Source organism: Ruegeria sp. CH10, assembly GCF_056537125.1.
This window is the reverse complement of record NZ_JBQFQY010000001.1, coordinates 740,675-756,169: the sequence shown is the minus strand read 5'-3', so window position 1 is coordinate 756,169 and position 15,495 is coordinate 740,675. Positions and strand designations below refer to the sequence as shown.

The 15,495-nt window shown below is 59.6% G+C and carries 20 protein-coding genes and 1 tRNA gene; 13 read left to right on the top strand and 8 right to left on the bottom strand.

Annotation, left to right across the window (positions count from 1 at the left end; genetic code table 11):
• The first annotated feature begins 66 nt into the window (after window positions 1–66).
• Both proS and ACRZ94_RS03760 read left to right on the top strand, forming a co-directional pair.
• Window positions 67–1,407, top strand: coding sequence for a proline--tRNA ligase (gene proS / locus ACRZ94_RS03765; protein WP_480796699.1), 1,341 nt, complete (start codon window positions 67–69; stop codon window positions 1,405–1,407).
• Entirely contained in the window at window positions 1,391–2,302 is a 912-nt protein-coding gene (locus ACRZ94_RS03760) for a glycosyltransferase family 2 protein (protein ID WP_480796698.1), read from the top strand. Before proS ends, ACRZ94_RS03760 begins: the two co-directional genes overlap by 17 nt.
• On the opposite strand, the gene ACRZ94_RS03755 is transcribed toward ACRZ94_RS03760, so the two are convergent.
• A complete protein-coding gene (locus ACRZ94_RS03755) occupies window positions 2,299–2,658 on the bottom strand; it encodes a hypothetical protein (protein WP_480796697.1) in 360 nt (119 codons plus the stop codon). The two genes, ACRZ94_RS03760 and ACRZ94_RS03755, sit on opposite strands and share 4 nt — an antisense overlap.
• Window positions 2,659–3,024: 366 nt before the next feature.
• Here ACRZ94_RS03755 and ACRZ94_RS03750 point away from each other — a divergent pair, with 366 nt between their 5' ends.
• Both ACRZ94_RS03750 and ACRZ94_RS03745 read left to right on the top strand, forming a co-directional pair.
• Complete coding sequence (locus tag ACRZ94_RS03750) at window positions 3,025–4,320, top strand: lipoprotein-releasing ABC transporter permease subunit (RefSeq protein WP_480796696.1); 1,296 nt, start codon at window positions 3,025–3,027, stop codon at window positions 4,318–4,320.
• Complete coding sequence (locus tag ACRZ94_RS03745; protein ID WP_480650268.1) at window positions 4,313–4,999, top strand: ABC transporter ATP-binding protein; 687 nt, start codon at window positions 4,313–4,315, stop codon at window positions 4,997–4,999. Before ACRZ94_RS03750 ends, ACRZ94_RS03745 begins: the two co-directional genes overlap by 8 nt.
• Here the strand turns inward: ACRZ94_RS03745 and ACRZ94_RS03740 are convergent.
• Window positions 4,983–5,420 carry a DMT family transporter gene (locus ACRZ94_RS03740; protein ID WP_480650269.1) on the bottom strand — a complete coding sequence of 146 codons (438 nt, stop codon included), beginning with the start codon at window positions 5,418–5,420 and terminating at the stop codon, window positions 4,983–4,985. The two genes, ACRZ94_RS03745 and ACRZ94_RS03740, sit on opposite strands and share 17 nt — an antisense overlap.
• Window positions 5,421–5,512: 92 nt before the next feature.
• On the opposite strand from ACRZ94_RS03740, the gene ACRZ94_RS03735 reads away from it, so the two are divergent.
• Entirely contained in the window at window positions 5,513–5,917 is a 405-nt protein-coding gene (locus tag ACRZ94_RS03735; protein WP_480650270.1) for a c-type cytochrome, read from the top strand.
• A gap of 3 nt (window positions 5,918–5,920) precedes the next feature.
• On the opposite strand, the gene ACRZ94_RS03730 is transcribed toward ACRZ94_RS03735, so the two are convergent.
• Together ACRZ94_RS03730 and ACRZ94_RS03725 are read right to left on the bottom strand one after the other, a co-directional pair.
• Window positions 5,921–6,607 carry a hypothetical protein gene (locus ACRZ94_RS03730; protein ID WP_480650271.1) on the bottom strand — a complete coding sequence of 229 codons (687 nt, stop codon included), beginning with the start codon at window positions 6,605–6,607 and terminating at the stop codon, window positions 5,921–5,923.
• A gap of 41 nt (window positions 6,608–6,648) precedes the next feature.
• The gene (locus ACRZ94_RS03725; protein ID WP_480796695.1) at window positions 6,649–7,311 is read right to left on the bottom strand and encodes a DNA-3-methyladenine glycosylase I; all 663 of its coding nucleotides are present in this window, start codon (window positions 7,309–7,311) and stop codon (window positions 6,649–6,651) included.
• A 162-nt stretch (window positions 7,312–7,473) separates the two neighbouring features.
• Between ACRZ94_RS03725 and ACRZ94_RS03720 the strand changes: the two genes are divergently transcribed.
• From ACRZ94_RS03720 to ACRZ94_RS03705, 4 genes are all read left to right on the top strand, one after another.
• The gene (locus ACRZ94_RS03720) at window positions 7,474–8,139 is read left to right on the top strand and encodes an NnrU family protein (protein WP_480796694.1); all 666 of its coding nucleotides are present in this window, start codon (window positions 7,474–7,476) and stop codon (window positions 8,137–8,139) included.
• Between the two features lie 71 nt (window positions 8,140–8,210).
• Window positions 8,211–8,729, top strand: coding sequence for a DUF2478 domain-containing protein (locus ACRZ94_RS03715; protein ID WP_480650274.1), 519 nt, complete (start codon window positions 8,211–8,213; stop codon window positions 8,727–8,729).
• 87 nt (window positions 8,730–8,816) lie between these two features.
• Window positions 8,817–10,064 (top strand): D-arabinono-1,4-lactone oxidase, encoded by a 1,248-nt coding sequence (locus ACRZ94_RS03710; protein ID WP_480796693.1) that lies wholly within the window; start codon window positions 8,817–8,819, stop codon window positions 10,062–10,064.
• Window positions 10,061–11,170 carry an alanine racemase gene (locus tag ACRZ94_RS03705; RefSeq protein ID WP_480796692.1) on the top strand — a complete coding sequence of 370 codons (1,110 nt, stop codon included), beginning with the start codon at window positions 10,061–10,063 and terminating at the stop codon, window positions 11,168–11,170. Before ACRZ94_RS03710 ends, ACRZ94_RS03705 begins: the two co-directional genes overlap by 4 nt.
• A gap of 34 nt (window positions 11,171–11,204) precedes the next feature.
• On the opposite strand, the gene ACRZ94_RS03700 is transcribed toward ACRZ94_RS03705, so the two are convergent.
• Window positions 11,205–11,288 (bottom strand) — tRNA-Tyr (locus ACRZ94_RS03700).
• A 116-nt stretch (window positions 11,289–11,404) separates the two neighbouring features.
• Here ACRZ94_RS03700 and rlmB point away from each other — a divergent pair.
• From rlmB to ACRZ94_RS03680, 4 genes are all read left to right on the top strand, one after another.
• Window positions 11,405–12,178 (top strand): 23S rRNA (guanosine(2251)-2'-O)-methyltransferase RlmB, encoded by a 774-nt coding sequence (rlmB, locus tag ACRZ94_RS03695; protein ID WP_480650277.1) that lies wholly within the window; start codon window positions 11,405–11,407, stop codon window positions 12,176–12,178.
• On the top strand, window positions 12,159–12,473 hold the full coding sequence (locus tag ACRZ94_RS03690; protein ID WP_480651425.1) for a hypothetical protein: 315 nt from the start codon (window positions 12,159–12,161) through the stop codon (window positions 12,471–12,473). The genes rlmB and ACRZ94_RS03690 overlap by 20 nt, the downstream gene beginning before the upstream one ends.
• Window positions 12,474–12,581: 108 nt before the next feature.
• Window positions 12,582–13,028 (top strand): YHS domain-containing (seleno)protein, encoded by a 447-nt coding sequence (locus ACRZ94_RS03685; RefSeq protein WP_480650278.1) that lies wholly within the window; start codon window positions 12,582–12,584, stop codon window positions 13,026–13,028.
• Between the two features lie 201 nt (window positions 13,029–13,229).
• Complete coding sequence (locus ACRZ94_RS03680) at window positions 13,230–13,700, top strand: CoA-binding protein (protein WP_480650279.1); 471 nt, start codon at window positions 13,230–13,232, stop codon at window positions 13,698–13,700.
• Window positions 13,701–13,703: 3 nt separating this feature from the next.
• Here the strand turns inward: ACRZ94_RS03680 and ACRZ94_RS03675 are convergent, their stop codons facing one another.
• The 3 genes from ACRZ94_RS03675 to hisF form a co-directional block, all read right to left on the bottom strand.
• Complete coding sequence (locus ACRZ94_RS03675) at window positions 13,704–14,267, bottom strand: hypothetical protein (RefSeq protein WP_480650280.1); 564 nt, start codon at window positions 14,265–14,267, stop codon at window positions 13,704–13,706.
• Between the two features lie 71 nt (window positions 14,268–14,338).
• Window positions 14,339–14,656 (bottom strand): phosphoribosyl-ATP diphosphatase, encoded by a 318-nt coding sequence (locus tag ACRZ94_RS03670; RefSeq protein WP_480650281.1) that lies wholly within the window; start codon window positions 14,654–14,656, stop codon window positions 14,339–14,341.
• Window positions 14,653–15,414 carry an imidazole glycerol phosphate synthase subunit HisF gene (gene hisF, locus ACRZ94_RS03665; RefSeq protein ID WP_170331703.1) on the bottom strand — a complete coding sequence of 254 codons (762 nt, stop codon included), beginning with the start codon at window positions 15,412–15,414 and terminating at the stop codon, window positions 14,653–14,655. Before hisF ends, ACRZ94_RS03670 begins: the two co-directional genes overlap by 4 nt.
• Window positions 15,415–15,495: the final 81 nt, after the last annotated feature.

Here is a 15,495-nt window from a genome sequence, read left to right as displayed (position 1 = left end):
GATTGCCCCCGGCGAGGCTTTGGCATAATCACTTTTCAAGTGAACTTTCACCTTTAAGGTTACAATATGCGCCTCAGCCGTTACTTTCTGCCCGTTCTCAAGGAAAACCCCTCCGAGGCTCAGATCGTCAGCCACCGGCTGATGCTGCGCGCGGGGATGATCAAGCAAGCATCCGCCGGGATTTATTCCTGGCTGCCGCTGGGGTTCAAAGTGTTGCGCAAGCTGGAAAATATCGTGCATGAAGAACAGGCGCGGGCCGGTCACATCGCCATTCAGATGCCGATCCTGCAATCGGCGGACCTGTGGCGTGAATCCGGGCGCTATGACGATTACGGTCAGGAAATGCTGCGGATGCAGGACCGTCACGGACGGGACATGTTGTATACCCCCACGGCTGAGGAACTGGTCACCGACATCTTCCGTGGCCATGTGAACAGCTACAAAGACCTGCCGCTGACGCTCTATCAAATCCAGTGGAAGTTCCGCGATGAAATCCGTCCGCGTTTCGGCGTGATGCGGGGGCGTGAATTCTACATGAAGGACGGCTACAACTTCGACCTGACCAAAGAGGATGCGCTGCACGCTTATAACCGCCATCTGGTCAGCTACCTGCGCACTTACGAACGCATGGGCCTTCAGGCCATCCCGATGCGCGCCGATTCCGGCCCCATCGGTGGCGATGACACGCATGAGTTCCTGGTTATGGCCGAAACCGGTGAGTCCGAGGTCTTCTATGATAGCGCCGTCACCGACCTTACCTTTGGGGATCGTCAGATCGACTATGACGATCGGGCGCAATGTCAGGCCATTCTGGAGGAGTTCACCTCGAAATACGCACGTACCGATGAAACCCATGACGAGGCGCTGTTCAATCAGGTGCCCGAGGATCGTCGCCGCGTGGCGCGCGGGATTGAAGTGGGGCAAATCTTCTATTTCGGCACCAAGTATTCCGAAGCCATGGGCGCAACCGTCCAAGGCCCGGATGGCAAACCGACGCCCGTACACATGGGCAGCCATGGTATCGGCGTCAGCCGCCTGATTGGCGCGATCATTGAGGCCAGCCACGATGACAAGGGCATCATCTGGCCCGAGGGCGTGACGCCGTTCCACTGCGGGATCGTTAACCTCAAGCAAGGCGATGAAGAGGCGGATGCGGCCTGCGACAAGCTTTATGGCGCGCTGACTGCCTTGGGGCTTGAGCCGCTTTATGATGACCGCAACGAACGGGCCGGGGGCAAATTCGCGACCATGGACCTGATCGGTCTGCCGTGGCGCATCACTGTTGGCCCGCGCGGCCTGAAGAACGGTGTGGTCGAACTGACCTGCCGCCGCACCGGCGAAAGCGAAGAGTTGAGCCCCGAGGCCGCCGTCACAAAAGTTGCCGGGATTTATGAGCAAATCGCCTGAACAGGATCAAAGACCGCTGATCTCGGTCATCACGGTTACGCGTAACCTGATCGAGGCCGGGCGCGGCGAGCAAATCCTTGCCGCGCTGGACAGCGTCCAGTCGCAGACTTTTCGCGATATCGAGCATGTGATTTGGGACGGTCAGTCTGATGACGGCACGCAAGACTTGCTGAAACAGGCGATTGAAAAGATCTCGGTCTCGGACAACCCCATTCCGATCCAGTATTTCTGCGCGCCGGATCAAAGCCTTTATGACGCGATGAACCAAGCGGTTGAGCGGTGTCACGGCGACTATGTCCTGTTCCTGAATTCGGATGATCTGATCGCAGGCCCAGACAGCCTGTCGCGCGTCCAAAAGGCGTTGGAGCCTGACCGGCCAGACTTTGTTTACGGTGAGACGGTGTTCTTTGACGATGACGGGCACCGACGCCATGCACGTCGCCTGACGCCCAAGTCGATTCTGCAGCGCCTGCCCTTTGGGCATAACGCGATGGTCTTGAAACGCGCGTTGTTTCAGGAATTGGGCGGTCATGATCTGCAATTCCGCATCGCGGCAGATTACGACATGGTTCTGCGTATGATCCTGTCCGGGCATTCCGGGCAGCGCCTGCAGGCCCCGGTGTCCCTGTTCCGGATTGGTGGCGTGTCAGCGGACACGGATAAGGCAGGGGCCGAAATGGCAGCCTGTTGGTTGAAGAATTACAGCCAGTTTTGCGATCTGTCCTCTTATTCGGACGAAGACCGGCTTGACTGGTACAAAAAGGGGCATCTGCCGCTGCGCGTTTCCGGCACGATTTTTCTGAAAACCCTGTCGCAGCCCCCGATTGCCCGCGCGGCGCTTTACAGCCTGTTCAAGACCCTGCGCCGCAAGTTTCAATTCTGGCGGCGGTTCTAGCCCCGCTGAACGTCCGGCCGTTGGGCCAGGATTTCTCCGTCTGCACTGTTGCCGTGCGGCACAACGATCGGACGGCCCAGACGTCTGACCAACTCGGTGAATTCGAATCCTAAGAACCGTATGCCGCAAACCCGCTCATCCGTTGCATGATCGGTGAGGCACAGGCGACCCTGACGGAATACCAGCCGGTATCCTTTGTCTTTGAGAATATCGGTCAAACTGGCCCAGCTTGCAGCTGCGTCAAAGACCGGACGAATGGTTGCACGCAGCAATGCGGCTGTTTCGCAATCAAGCTCATTCGCAGGATTTTGGACCAAAATCGGGTCCAGCACTTCGGTATTACTCTTTACAAACATGAGCGACCCCCGCTCTGAAATTGGTATCCCCCTTGAATTTAAGGTGGCAAAGTTTCTAAAAATAAGCAAAAGACGAAATAAAGTTGCTTAACGATTGTTGCATTTTGAGTGCAGTCCGTCACGCAACCGTCTGATTAACTTCATAACTGAAACAATCAAGAGCTGTCTGTGAAGTGCGTCACAACCATGGGTATATCCTTTTGTGCGCACATCACCTCAAGCCAGAGTGGCCCTGAGACTGATTCGTTTTGCTATACATCCAATATCGTTCCTACAGCGCTGCCAAACGGGGACACGCATAAGCAACTTGACCATCCGGTGAAATGCCGAAAGGGTCGCGCCAAGTGAAAAAGCCCCGGAGCAGACATGGCCAAGACGCCCCCGCCCTTTGCCCCATTTGAATGGAAGATCGCCTGGCGATACCTGCGTGCGCGCCGGGCTGAGGGCGGCGTAAGCGTCATGACATGGATTTCCCTGGTCGGAATCACGCTGGCCGTTTTTGCACTGATCGCGACTCTGGCCGTTCGGTCCGGATTTCGGGCGGAGTTTGTCGGCACCATTCTGGGCGCAAATGCCCATGTCACGGTCTATTCTGCGGGCAATTTCGACGCGCAGGGCAGGCTGGACCGCACGATCGAGGATTATGACGCGGTTGCCGACCGTATCGCCGAGGTTTCCGGCGTGCAGCGGGCCGCGCCTTTGGTCAAGGGGCAGGTTCTGATCACCAATCGCGACCGCAGCAGCGGGGTTGAGGTCTTTGGCATTCAACCGGACGATTTGTTGGACCTGCCGGGCGTTGCTGAAAGCGATCAGGCAGTGGGCGACCTGTCCGAGTTCCAGAATGAGGAGTTTGTGATTGCCATCGGCTCGGGCGTGGCACGAAGTATTGGGGCGACCGTGGGGGATACGGTCAAGCTGACCTCGCCCAACGGGGTGAAAACAGCCTTTGGAACCTCGCCCCGTGTCAGCGCGTATCGCATCGTCTACGTGTTTTCCGCCGGGCGCTATGACATCGACCGCACCCGCGTCTACATGCCGTTTGAGCAGGCGCAGAGCTTTTTCAATCGCGACGGCGTAGCCGATGAGATTGAGGTGATGGTCGACCGCCCCGAGGACCTGACCCCGATCCTGATCCCCATCCTTGAGGCCGCAGGCGAGCGTAGCCAGATCTGGACATGGCAGGACGCCTCGGGCGGGTTTTTGCGGGCGTTGGAAGTCGAAGACAATGTGATGTTTATCATTCTGTCGATTCTGGTGCTGATCGCGGCAATGAATATCGTCTCGGGGCTGATCATGCTGGTGAAGAACAAGGGGCGCGATATCGGCATTCTGCGTACTATCGGGTTAAGCGAGGGCTCGGTCTTGCGGGTGTTTTTCATCTGCGGCGCATTTACCGGGATCATTGGCACCGCGATGGGGGTGGTTCTGGGATGCCTCTTTGCGATCTATATCGACCCGATTTTCTCGTTCGTGAATTTCGTCATGGGCGGCGGCGTCTGGGACCCATCCATTCGCGGTATCTATGCCCTTCCGGCTGAGTTGCACCTGTCGGATGTCCTGAAGGCGGTGGGCCTGTCGCTGGGCCTGTCTTTCTTTGTCACCTATTTCCCCGCCCGCCGCGCGGCGCGGCTGAACCCGGTTGAGGCGCTGCGCTATGAATGATGTGACGATGCGGCTGAACGGTCTGACCAAGACTTATCTCAAGGGTACACCGGGCGAGGTGCAGGTGTTACGCGGTGCCGATCTGGAGATGCGCGCGGGCGAGGCGGTGGCGCTGGTAGCCCCATCCGGGGCGGGCAAATCGACCCTGCTGCATATCGCGGGGCTGTTGGATACGCCGGATTCAGGGATGGTCGAGATTGCCGGGCAAGACGTCACCGGCAAGGGGGACCGGACCCGCACAGCCCTCCGGCGGCAGGATGTGGGCTTTGTCTATCAGTTCCACCATCTGCTGCCCGAGTTCACGGCGCTTGAGAATATCACCCTGCCGCAACTGGCAAATGGCACGTCTGAGAAGGCGGCGCAGGACAGGGCGATGGAATTGCTGGACCGGGTGGGCGTTGCCGCAAGGGCCGATCACCGCCCTGCGGCGCTGTCGGGGGGGGAACAGCAGCGGGTCGCGTTCTGCCGGGCGTTGGCCAACAAACCTCGGGTGCTATTGGCGGACGAGCCGACGGGCAACCTGGACCCCGAGACCTCGGATCAGGTGTTTGATGCCTTGATGGCTCTGGTGCGGGATGAGGGGCTGTCGGCTCTGATCGCCACGCACAACATGGACCTTGCGGCGCGGATGGATCGAAAACTAAGGCTGGAGAGCGGCATTCTCAGGCCAGTTGAGTGATCGCCACACCCGCTGCCATCACGGCGATGCCGCCTGCGCGTATCCACGTCAGCGGCGTGACCTGAGCGCCGAACAGGCCAAAGTGATCAATGGCGGCGGCGCTTATCAGCTGCCCGATCAGAACAAAGAACACCGCATTGCCGACGCCGAAATGCGGCGCGACATGGGTGATCGACAGCACGTAAAAGGCAATCAGAACGCCGCCCAGCAAAAGATGCTTGGGTGTTTCTGCGATTTTGGGCAGGGCCCCAAACCCCGGAAACAGCACCATCACGGCCGCGGATGAGGCAAAAGCAATGGCAAACAGAACCACCGCAGCGGTGGTCGGCGATCCGATCAATTTACCCAAAGCCGCGTTGAGGGCGGCCAGAATGGGGACGCCGATCCCGGCTGCCAGCATGATGGCTGCATATTGTGTCATCGCCCGTATCCTCCGGCTGCGTTGATCTGGATCATTGCGGCAAGCCCGTCCTTGAGCAAGCCTGTAAATGCCAATCGTGACAGGAGGATGCGATGAGCAGAGCGATACGAAGTGCAGTTTCAATTGGTGTGCTGGCGTTGGCGTCGCACGCGGCAGCCCAGAACGTGGAAACCGGGGCCGAGTTGTATCAGCATTATTGCGCGACGTGTCACGGGATCGACGCAACCGGGCACGGGCCAATGGCCGGGGTGCTGGTCATCCAGCCTGTCGACCTGACCAAACTGTCGGGTGAAGACGGGGTATTCCCCACAGCCCGCGTCGTGGCGCGGATCGACGGGCGGGACCCGCTGGTCAGCCATGGCAGCCCGATGCCGGTCTATGGGCCGTATTTCGACGGGCAGGATACGTCGATGAAAACGCCCCAAGGGCAGCCAATCCTGACCAGTCAGCCCATCGTGGATCTGGTCGCCTATCTTGAGACGCTGCAGAGCCAGTAGGTTTTAGCGACAAATTCCGTCGATCTTAGCCTCGCTCCACGGCAGCAGGATGCTCTGGTTGCGCGGTTGATCGGGCAGGGCTGCCAGATCGAAATGCGCGCCCAGCATGTCATGCAGGCGTTGGGTGCGGGGGGCTTGCGGGTCCAGTGCGCGGCAGCAGACATATTCTTCGACAATCGCGCCCTGCTGTTCGAATCCATAGGCCAGAAAATCGGGCGAGGTTTCCAGATCGAACAGATACGGGTCATCGCTGCCGCCGTGTTCGGCTGCGGCGCGCAGGGGGTGATAGCCCGTCGTCTCTCGGTTCTGCCATTGCCAAACATGCGTCAACTCATGCGCCAGCAGCATGGCCGCGATCAGGTTCATCTGATCGGGGAAATCCGTCATGTAGTCCTCAAGATACCAGTCGCGCGTGAAATAGACCTTGTTGAACAGGGCCACGGCGGCCGGTTTTGCGGTGACGACCCCTTCTTTGGGTGGGGGCAGGATACGCTCGCGGCAGGCCAGACGGGGCCGTTCCTGACGGTAGAATGTGATGGGTACAACAGGGGCCCCTTCGACCAGACGCACACGATCCAGGTTCAGAGTGTCGCCCTGTATCTGGCTTGCAAAGGCGCGCTCCTGATCGGTCAGGGGACGCCCGCAGGACGACAAGAGCAACAAGGCCATCATGAAAATGCGCAATGCCATGTCTAAAGCCTAGTCCGAAGTCTCTGTTCCGCAACCGGTATTCACAGGCTCATCGCCAGAACGCGGCTGATTTCCGTCAGGGACCGGCCGGATTGATCCATCCAGGTGTTGAACGCCTCTTGCACGGCGGTCATCGCCTTTTTCGATGTGGGGGCCTTGTCGACCACGCCCTCGGCAATCAGGCGGGCGGTGACGTCGCGCGACAGGATAAAGCTGTCCCGACCGGCAAAACGCATCGCATATTGGGCCGAGGCCCCACCCAGCCGCGATCCGCGCTTGCCCAGCATCGCCAGCAGACCGATGTAGTCGGTCGAGGGCCAGCCGCCCAATATCTGGCCGACGCCGCCCTCTTGCCGCAGTTCCAGAAGAAAGGACGCATTGTCCCGCACTGCGGCGATCTTGGTGCCGTTTCGCACAATGCGCGTATCCTGCAGCAGCGCGTCAAATTTCTCATCATCCATAAAGGCGCAGCGACCGATGTCGAAACTGTCAAAGGCGGCCTCGAACCCGTCCCATTTGTTTTCGATGACCTTCCAGTTGAACCCGGCCTGAAACACGGTCTTTGTGATGATCGACAGCCAGCGATCCTCGGGCAGGGCGGCCAGTTCCTCAGCCGATTTCGGGCGTTCAAGCTTTGCGTTCAAAGCGTCCGCACCGCCATGGCGGTCGGCGGCCATCGCAAAGATCTGGTCGAAATGGGTCATGGCTGCTCCTTTGGGGGATAGCGTTACCTTTGCGCCGTGCGGTTGCAAGCCTTGGCGCGATCAAAATGGCGGGATTTGGGGCGGTGGCCATCCACTTGATTTCGGACAAAGACGGGCGGCCTTGGCAGGCCTATACCCGTGCCAACAAAGTCGGAGACTACAATGCTGGGCTGGAGCCTTTTTCTTGCCGCGCTGATCACATTCCTGCTGACCCACGCCATACCCGTACGACCCGCTCTGCGCGGGCGATTGATCGGGGTAATGGGGCGCAAGACCTATTTCGCTGCTTATTCGGCCCTGTCCCTTTTGGTTCTGGGGTGGCTGGTCGTGGCTGCAGCGGACGCCCCTTATGTTGAGGTTATCCCTCCGTTTGCGGTCCTGCGCTGGATTCCAGTATTGGTGATGCCGGCTGTGTGCTGGTTGGCCGTCTGCGGGATGTCGATTCAGAACCCGTTTTCCTTTGGCGGCCTTGGGCACCGCGCCTTTGATCCCGAAAATCCCGGCATCCTTAGGGTGACACGCCATCCTTTGCTGGTGGCCCTTATGCTGTGGGCGCTGGCGCATCTGCTGGCCAATGGCAGCCTGTCCCATGTCATCCTGTTCGGCCTATTCGCCGGGTTTGCCGTGTTTGGTATGGCCCTGATCGACCGCCGCAAGATGCGCGAGATGGGCCCGGAATGGCATCGCCTGTCCCGCAACACGGCGCGGCTGTCGCTGCGGGCACCGCGCCCTTGGCCCAGCCTGTGGACCGTATTGATTTCTCTTGCCGCTTTTGCGGTTCTGCTTCACCTGCACGTATCTGTGATCGGCCAGTCCCCCTTGCCCTGAGGCAGGGGAGTGGCGGGACAGGGCCATGCGTGCTATCTGAATTGTTGGACTTTAAATACGAGGGTCTCTGAATGTATCTGGCCTATGTTACCACTACCGATCGCGGCGCAACCGACCGGCTGCTCAGCGCGGTTGCCGAACATCTGTTGAACAAGGGCGCCCATCTGGCCGGTGTGGTCCAAACCAACACCGAATGCGCCGACAGCAGCAAATGCGACATGGATGTTCGCGTCTTGCCGGACGGAGAGACCATCCGCATCTCGCAATCCCTGGGCGAACATTCCCGCGGGTGCCGTCTGGACCCGGCCGCGTTGGAACAGGCTGTGGGCTATGTCACGTCCTCGCTTGAAGATGCGCCGCAGCTTCTGATCATCAACAAGTTCGGTAAGCACGAAGCCGACGGGCGCGGGTTTCGCCCGGTGATCGCCGAGGCACTCGCGCAGGATATTCCGGTGCTTGTGGGCGTGAACGGTCTGAACATGGAGAAGTTTCAGGAATTCACTGGCGGTGCCGCCGAAGAGGTTGCCTCGAACCTCGACGCCATTACCACGTGGCTGGACCGCGTGACTGCGCAGCGGGCAGCGGCATAAAATGGGTTTCGTAGGGTAACGCCCTGAAAACCTGACTTGTTTCAGCGTGGATGTGCTGCAATCCTCTGCCCTCAGAGGAGGCAGCACATGTGGACGAACTGGGCCGGAACCCAAAGGGCCGAGACGCCGATTGCACAACCGGGGTCGCTGACCGAAGTGCAACAGGCCATCGCTGGGGCGCAAAGCCTGCGGGTTGTGGGCGCGGGGCATTCATTTGCGCCCATTGTGGCAGGTGCGGACCAGATACTGGACCTGTCCCGGTTGGATATGCCGGTATTGGGCGCGCGGGATGATGATCGTATCTGGGTCAATGCAAATGCGCGATTGCGCGATCTTTCCCCGGCGCTGGCGGGGCAGGGGCTGGCCTTTCGCAATCTCGGTGACATCAACGCGCAGTCGCTGGCCGGGGCCGCGTCAACCGCAACGCATGGGACAGGGCGCGGGTTGCCCTGTTTGTCTGCCGAGATCACGGCGGCAAAACTGATAACGGCGGGCGGTGAAATCCTGACCACCGATGACATCCCGCTTGAAATGGCGCAGGTCACGTTGGGGATGCTGGGGGTGCTGACCGAGGTGCAAGTCTTGACCGTGCCCAAATACAATCTGCGCCGACAGGTGCGGCTGGCCGATCTGAAGGACAGCCTGGCCAATATGCATCAGCACTGGGCCGACAATCGAAACTTTGAGTTCTTCTACATTCCCTTCACCGGCAAGGCTGTTGAAATCCGTCACAGCCTGTCCGACGCGTCAGAAGGCAAGGCCCCGCGCGATCTGGACATGGTCGCCGTCAAGGTCCTGAAGCTTGCGCGCAATGCGGGCAGGATCAGCGGCGGGCTGCGCAAGATGCTGCTGAGCCTCCTGACCATGGCCCAATCGGATGAGGATTACGTGGGCGAAAGCTGGCGGGTCCTGTGCAGCGACCGGCACATTCGGTTCAACGAGATGGAGTATCACCTGCCGCCCGACACCGCCCATGACGTGCTACAAGAGGTCATGACCCGTCTGCATCGTAATCACCAGGACATCTATTTCCCCATCGAAATCCGCCAGACAGCGGGCGATAGCGCATGCCTTTCGCCGTTTCAGGGCGGGCCCCGCATATCGGTTGCCATCCATACCGATGCGGCAGAGGATCATCGCCGGTATTTCGACGCGCTGGAGCCGGTGTTTCTTGAGGCGGGCGGACGCCCGCATTGGGGTAAAATGCACAGTCTGACCCACAAAGAATTGTCCGTGCTTTACCCGGATTTTGACCGGTTCTGCGCGCTGCGGGAACAGCTTGATCCGGCGGGCAAATTCCTGACCCCGGACCTTGCCAGAGTGTTTCAGCCGTGACGGAATACTTGCGATCCCTGTCTGAGACATTGCGTCAATATGGGGTGGACCAGCCCGTTGTCGTGATCGATCTGGATCGGCTGGACGCCAATTGCGACCTCGCTGCGCGTAGCTCGGACAGCGGGTTGCAGCGCCGTCTGGTGGCAAAATCCTTGCCCTGCCTGCCGCTGCTGGATCACATCCGCGAGCGGATGGAGACATCGGGGTTGATGAGCTTTTCCGGGCGGATGCTGACGGCCTTGCTGCAGGCCGAACCTAAGACGGATCACCTGATTGGCAAGCCGCTGCCCGTCAGAACTGCGGCGAGGGTCTTGTCCGATTGCCCCGATGCGGCGGCGCGGGTTCAGTGGTTGATCGACGGCCCAGAGCGGCTGCGGGACTACCTTGCACTGGCTGCCGAGCGGCAATCGGCCCTACGCCTGTCGCTGGAGGTTGATGTCGGCCTGCATCGCGGCGGGTTCCAGCCAGATCAGGTTGCCGCGATCGCGCAAGAGGTTGAGGCGAATGCCAATGCCCGTCTGTCCGGCATGATGGGATATGAGGTGCATCTGGCCAAATTGCCCGGCCCCTTACGAAACCGGGCGGCCCGGAAGACGGCAGAAGCGTTTCGTCGCGCGGCTGCCAGTCTGCCCGACGGGTTGTGCCTGAATACCGGCGGCAGCCTGACGTTTCAGTCCATCACCGCAACCGACGGCGCCACCGAAATCGCCTTTGGCTCGGTGCTGGTCAAGCCATCCGATTTTGACCACGCCACAACAGAGGCGTTCCAGCCCGCGGCGTTTATCGCGACGCCAATTCTCAAGACGATGCCGGGAAACCTGTTGCCCGGATTTGATTTTCTGCCGCGCTCAAAAACAGATATCGCGGTTTTCGGCGGTCATTTTCTGGCCAATCCGGTTTTTCCGACCGGATTCCGCTATTCCCTGGTCTTTGGGCGTTCCAGCAATCAAGAAGTCTGGACGGGCCCCCGATCGGCACCGGTGTTGCCCTGCGATGTCGCGTTGTTGCGCCCAACCCAAAGCGAGGCGGTTCTGAACCAATTTGGTCTCGTGCTGGCCGTGCGCGGAAAACAAGTGATCGCAGAATGGGAGTGTCTGCCGAGTTAACGACCCATCACCATCTATTTTCCTGTTAGGAAGATGGTGGGCGACCCTGGAATCGAACCAGGCGTGCGTCTCCGCGAGGGAGTTACAGTCCCCTGCCACACCTTGCGGCCTGTCGCCCACTGTCAGGCGTTGCACCTGACGTGGAGGCGTGATTACTAGCGCCTTAAAGGAGCGTCAACAGGAAAATACCGCTTTGACGCAGGAAACCGAATTCCCGGCCCGGAGGCCCAAGAAATGAAGAAACCCAAGTGGGTCGTTGAAAAAGAACAGGCGCGCAAAGCGGCTGCATCGGAAACCGTTTGGCTGTTCGGTCTGCACGCCGTGCGCGATGCGCTGATGAACCCCAGCCGCCGTAAACTGCGCCTGATCGTGACGCGAAATGCCCGCGATAAGCTGAGCGAAGCCATTGAATTCGCGGGGATTGAGGCCGAAATGGTCGATCCGCGCAAATTCTCTGCCCCCATTGATCCGGGATCGGTTCATCAGGGCGCTGCGCTTGAGGTCAAGCCGCTGGATTGGGGCGGGCTGGCCGAGAACTGTATCGGCCGCGAACATCCCCGCGTGATTCTGCTGGATCGCGTGACGGACCCGCATAACGTGGGGGCGATTCTGCGCTCGGCCGAGGTGCTGGGTGCCAGTGCGGTGATCGGAACGCGGCACCATTCCGCGCCGGAAACCGGGGCGCTGGCCAAAACGGCCAGTGGTGCATTGGAACGGCAACCTTATCTGCGCGTGCGCAATCTGGCCGATGCCATTGTCGAATTGCAGGGCATGGGGTTTCTCGTTCTGGGTCTGGATGGTGAGGCCGAAGATACCATCGAATCGGCCTTGGGTGGAAAGCTGGACCAGCCTGTCGCGCTGGTTTTGGGGGCCGAAGGGCCTGGTTTGCGGCAAAAAACCAAGGAAACTGTCGATCAATTGGTGAAAATTGACGCGGCAGGTGGATTTGGGTCGCTCAACGTCTCAAATGCTGCCGCAATTGCCCTATATGCTTCCAGGCACCGTTAGACAGGAGAGATCCATTCCCGGCCCGTCCAAAATCGTCACCTGCTGCTATTGCGGAACCCGCGCCGCGCTGGTCCTGAAGGGACAGCAGCGCCACGAGCTTAGCTGTTCAAGCTGCGGCGCGCCGCTGCATGACCTGAAAATGATGCCGAAACGCAAAATGGAAGATCAAAAATCCATGCGTCAGGCGCAAAAATCAGGCCAGCAGAACAAGTCCAAGAAGAAAAAGAAGAAAAAAACAATGTTCTCGCGAGTTTTCGACGAAGCCTGGGACGTGATCGAGGATATCTTCGACTAAAGCCAATTTATTCAGGCACAACTCATCACAACCGCGTTAATTGGGGTTTCAGAGTCATTAATAAATTGCATCTTGATACCCTGGTTTTCTAGGTACGACTCGATGCGAATGAACCGACGTTTTCTTTTGGGCGCTGTAACCGCCGCGATGTTTGCCCCTGCTGCGTTTGCGCAGGAACAGTCCGTTTTTTACAAGACGAACGGTGCTGCTTTGGGCGGCTATGATGTCGTCACGTATTTTGACGGTGGTGTACCGATCCGCGGCAGCGCCGAGTATTCGGTGATGTGGAAAGGGGCCGAGTGGCATTTTGCCTCGGCCGAAAATCGCGACGCGTTTGAAATGAACCCGCGCGCGTATGCGCCTCAATTTGGCGGATATTGTGCCTATGCCATGGCGCAGGGTGAATTGGTCAGCACGGATCCGACCTTGTGGCAGGTGATCGACGGGCGTTTGTACCTGACGCACTCCCCCGCGATTGAGAAGATGTGGCAGCAGGCCACCGCCGAATACATCCGTCTGGCCGAGAGCCATTGGCCGGTTATCCTGTTTGAGTGATCGGCTGACTTCCGCTTTTCGTGATCTGTCATCACAAAAATGCGCACCCCCTCTTTTTTTCTCTCAACTTATGCCTAAATGTCACAGTGACCGCGGAACGGAACTGCCGCGGGTCATTTCACTGTCCCTCGTTCCAACAACTGGCGCTCAGGTTCGACCTGAGCGCTTTTTTCTTTTCCGCACTGCGCTTAGGGTAAGGGCATGACCGAATACACGGACGTATTTCTGAAAGATGTTCTGAAGCGCACCCAGGTTGTGGCCGTTGTGGGGGTGTCGATGAACCCCGTCAGGCCCAGCTATTACGTGGCGCGGTATCTGTCGCTGAAGGGATACACGGTCATCCCCGTCAATCCGGGGCATGCGGGAACCCAGCTGTTTGGCCAGACCGTGCAGGCGTCGTTGTCCGAAATCACGGAACCTGTGGACATGGTGGACATCTTTCGCCGCAGCGAAGCCGTGCCGCCCATTGTTGATGAGGCATTGGCCGCGTTCCCAAAGCTGCAGACCATCTGGATGCAGATCGGCGTCGAACACCCCGAGGCGGCGGCCAAAGCGCAGGCGCGCGGGGTGGATGTGATCATGAACCGGTGTCCCAAGATCGAATATCAGCGCCTGTTCGGTGAATTGCGCATGGGCGGTTTTGCCACCGGCGTGATCTCGTCCAAGATCTGAGGGTCAGCCGCCGGTATAGGGCAGCAGCTCTCCGTATTGTTCGACCTGTCGTTTCTGCAGGACAACCTCGCGCGGGACCCAGTCGTATCGGGTATCGTCTGCCAAGGGTGACCAGAACAGCACTCCGCCGTAACGCCAGGGGTCCAGCACCACGCCGTCATACATCGTTTCACCTTTGCGGCTGATGATGGCCGTGCTGTGATCGATGCGAAACGGGTTATCCGCATTGGCGATGGCCCTGTGCATCTCCAGCGTTTGGAACTGTTCCTGATCCAGACGACGTTCGATGTCTTCGGCCCAATGCCAACACAGCCCGCGCGGGCGCAGGCCGTTGTTGACCTTTGCATTGTGTATCAGCGGCGGGTCGGTGATCTGATACTCCTGCACCAGTTGCGCTGTGTAGGAATAGGCGATCTGCGCCGCACGGTTCGCTTCTTCGGGATCGATATCGGGGCCAAGGTTGCGGATTTCGGTCGCCAACCGCTGCACCGCGCCCCCGTCTGATGGGGGAGGGGGCGCACATGCGCCAAGTGTCACAAGGGCCAGAACGGCCAAAGCTCTGATCATTCGACGGGCCTTAAATCGCAAAACCTTGGCCGCGATCATAAAGGCATGGGGCAGGGCGAGGGAAGTGCGCCTTACCCTTTGGGTCGCGCCGCCTTTTCGGCAATCCCGCTGAGGCCCTGACGCCGCGCCAGTTCCGCCAGCACGTCGTCCAGTGTCACGTCCCGCGCCGCCAGCATGACCAGCAGGTGATACAGCACATCCGCCGCCTCAGCCGTCAGCCCGGCTTTGTCGTCTTTTACGGCCTCAATGATGGCTTCAACGGCCTCTTCCCCGAACTTTTCGGCGCATTTCTCGGGGCCTTTGGCCAACAGCTTGGCTGTCCAGCTGGATTCGGGATCCGCGTCTTTGCGGGCTTGGATCGTTGCGGCCAGATCGTGCAGAATGCTCATGTCAGCCTCATGGGGATGCCTGCCGCGGCCATATGTTCCTTGGCCTCGCGGATGGTGTATTCGCCGAAGTGAAAGATCGAGGCTGCCAGGACCGCGCTGGCGCCGCCTTCGGTGACGCCTTCGACCAGATGGTCCAGATTGCCCACCCCGCCCGAGGCGATCACGGGCACGTCCACCGCGTCGGAAATCGCGCGGGTCAGGGGCAGGTTAAAGCCCGCTTTTGTGCCGTCACGGTCCATCGAGGTCAGCAAAATCTCGCCAGCGCCTTTGGCGACGACGGTTTTGGCAAACTCGACTGCGTCAATGCCGGTGGGCTTGCGGCCACCATGGGTGAAAATCTCCCACTTGCCGGGGCTGACGGTTTTGGCGTCGATGGCGCAGACGATGCACTGGCTGCCAAACTGATCGGCGGCCTCAGCGATCACGTCGGGGTTCGCAACAGCGGCCGAGTTAAAGCTGACCTTGTCCGCGCCAGCCAACAGCAGGGCGCGCACATCATCCTTGGTGCGCACGCCGCCGCCCACGGTCAGAGGGACAAAACACTGTTCCGCCGTGCGCTGCACCACGTCGAACATGGTGCCCCGGTTTTCATGGGTGGCATGGATGTCGAGGAAACAGATCTCATCCGCGCCAGCCTCATCATAGGCTTTGGCCGATTCCACCGGGTCCCCCGCATCACGCAGGCCGACGAAGTTGACACCTTTAACCACGCGGCCATCGGCGACATCCAGACAGGGAATGATGCGGGTTTTCAGCATGGCGACATCCTTTGTTGCCGCACCTCTAACGGCAAAGGCCCGCCGATGCCAGAGGTGAACGGATCGGCTGACCGGGTACAG

Bases quoted from the DNA above. Each gene is read 5' to 3' on its own strand.
- ACRZ94_RS03685 (WP_480650278.1), top strand. From the start codon at position 12,582: ATGAACCGACGTTTTCTTTTGGGCGCTGTAACCGCCGCGATGTTTGCC.
- ACRZ94_RS03750 (WP_480796696.1), top strand. From the start codon at position 3,025: ATGGCCAAGACGCCCCCGCCCTTTGCCCCATTTGAATGGAAGATCGCC.
- ACRZ94_RS03740 (WP_480650269.1), bottom strand. From the start codon at position 5,420: ATGACACAATATGCAGCCATCATGCTGGCAGCCGGGATCGGCGTCCCC.
- ACRZ94_RS03710 (WP_480796693.1), top strand. From the start codon at position 8,817: ATGTGGACGAACTGGGCCGGAACCCAAAGGGCCGAGACGCCGATTGCA.
- rlmB (WP_480650277.1), top strand. From the start codon at position 11,405: ATGAAGAAACCCAAGTGGGTCGTTGAAAAAGAACAGGCGCGCAAAGCG.
- ACRZ94_RS03680 (WP_480650279.1), top strand. From the start codon at position 13,230: ATGACCGAATACACGGACGTATTTCTGAAAGATGTTCTGAAGCGCACC.
- ACRZ94_RS03715 (WP_480650274.1), top strand. From the start codon at position 8,211: ATGTATCTGGCCTATGTTACCACTACCGATCGCGGCGCAACCGACCGG.
- ACRZ94_RS03670 (WP_480650281.1), bottom strand. From the start codon at position 14,656: ATGAGCATTCTGCACGATCTGGCCGCAACGATCCAAGCCCGCAAAGAC.
- ACRZ94_RS03760 (WP_480796698.1), top strand. From the start codon at position 1,391: ATGAGCAAATCGCCTGAACAGGATCAAAGACCGCTGATCTCGGTCATC.
- ACRZ94_RS03745 (WP_480650268.1), top strand. From the start codon at position 4,313: ATGAATGATGTGACGATGCGGCTGAACGGTCTGACCAAGACTTATCTC.
- ACRZ94_RS03735 (WP_480650270.1), top strand. From the start codon at position 5,513: ATGAGCAGAGCGATACGAAGTGCAGTTTCAATTGGTGTGCTGGCGTTG.
- ACRZ94_RS03690 (WP_480651425.1), top strand. From the start codon at position 12,159: ATGCTTCCAGGCACCGTTAGACAGGAGAGATCCATTCCCGGCCCGTCC.
- hisF (WP_170331703.1), bottom strand. From the start codon at position 15,414: ATGCTGAAAACCCGCATCATTCCCTGTCTGGATGTCGCCGATGGCCGC.
- proS (WP_480796699.1), top strand. From the start codon at position 67: ATGCGCCTCAGCCGTTACTTTCTGCCCGTTCTCAAGGAAAACCCCTCC.
- ACRZ94_RS03725 (WP_480796695.1), bottom strand. From the start codon at position 7,311: ATGACCCATTTCGACCAGATCTTTGCGATGGCCGCCGACCGCCATGGC.
- ACRZ94_RS03730 (WP_480650271.1), bottom strand. From the start codon at position 6,607: ATGGCATTGCGCATTTTCATGATGGCCTTGTTGCTCTTGTCGTCCTGC.
- ACRZ94_RS03720 (WP_480796694.1), top strand. From the start codon at position 7,474: ATGCTGGGCTGGAGCCTTTTTCTTGCCGCGCTGATCACATTCCTGCTG.
- ACRZ94_RS03755 (WP_480796697.1), bottom strand. From the start codon at position 2,658: ATGTTTGTAAAGAGTAATACCGAAGTGCTGGACCCGATTTTGGTCCAA.
- ACRZ94_RS03675 (WP_480650280.1), bottom strand. From the start codon at position 14,267: ATGATCAGAGCTTTGGCCGTTCTGGCCCTTGTGACACTTGGCGCATGT.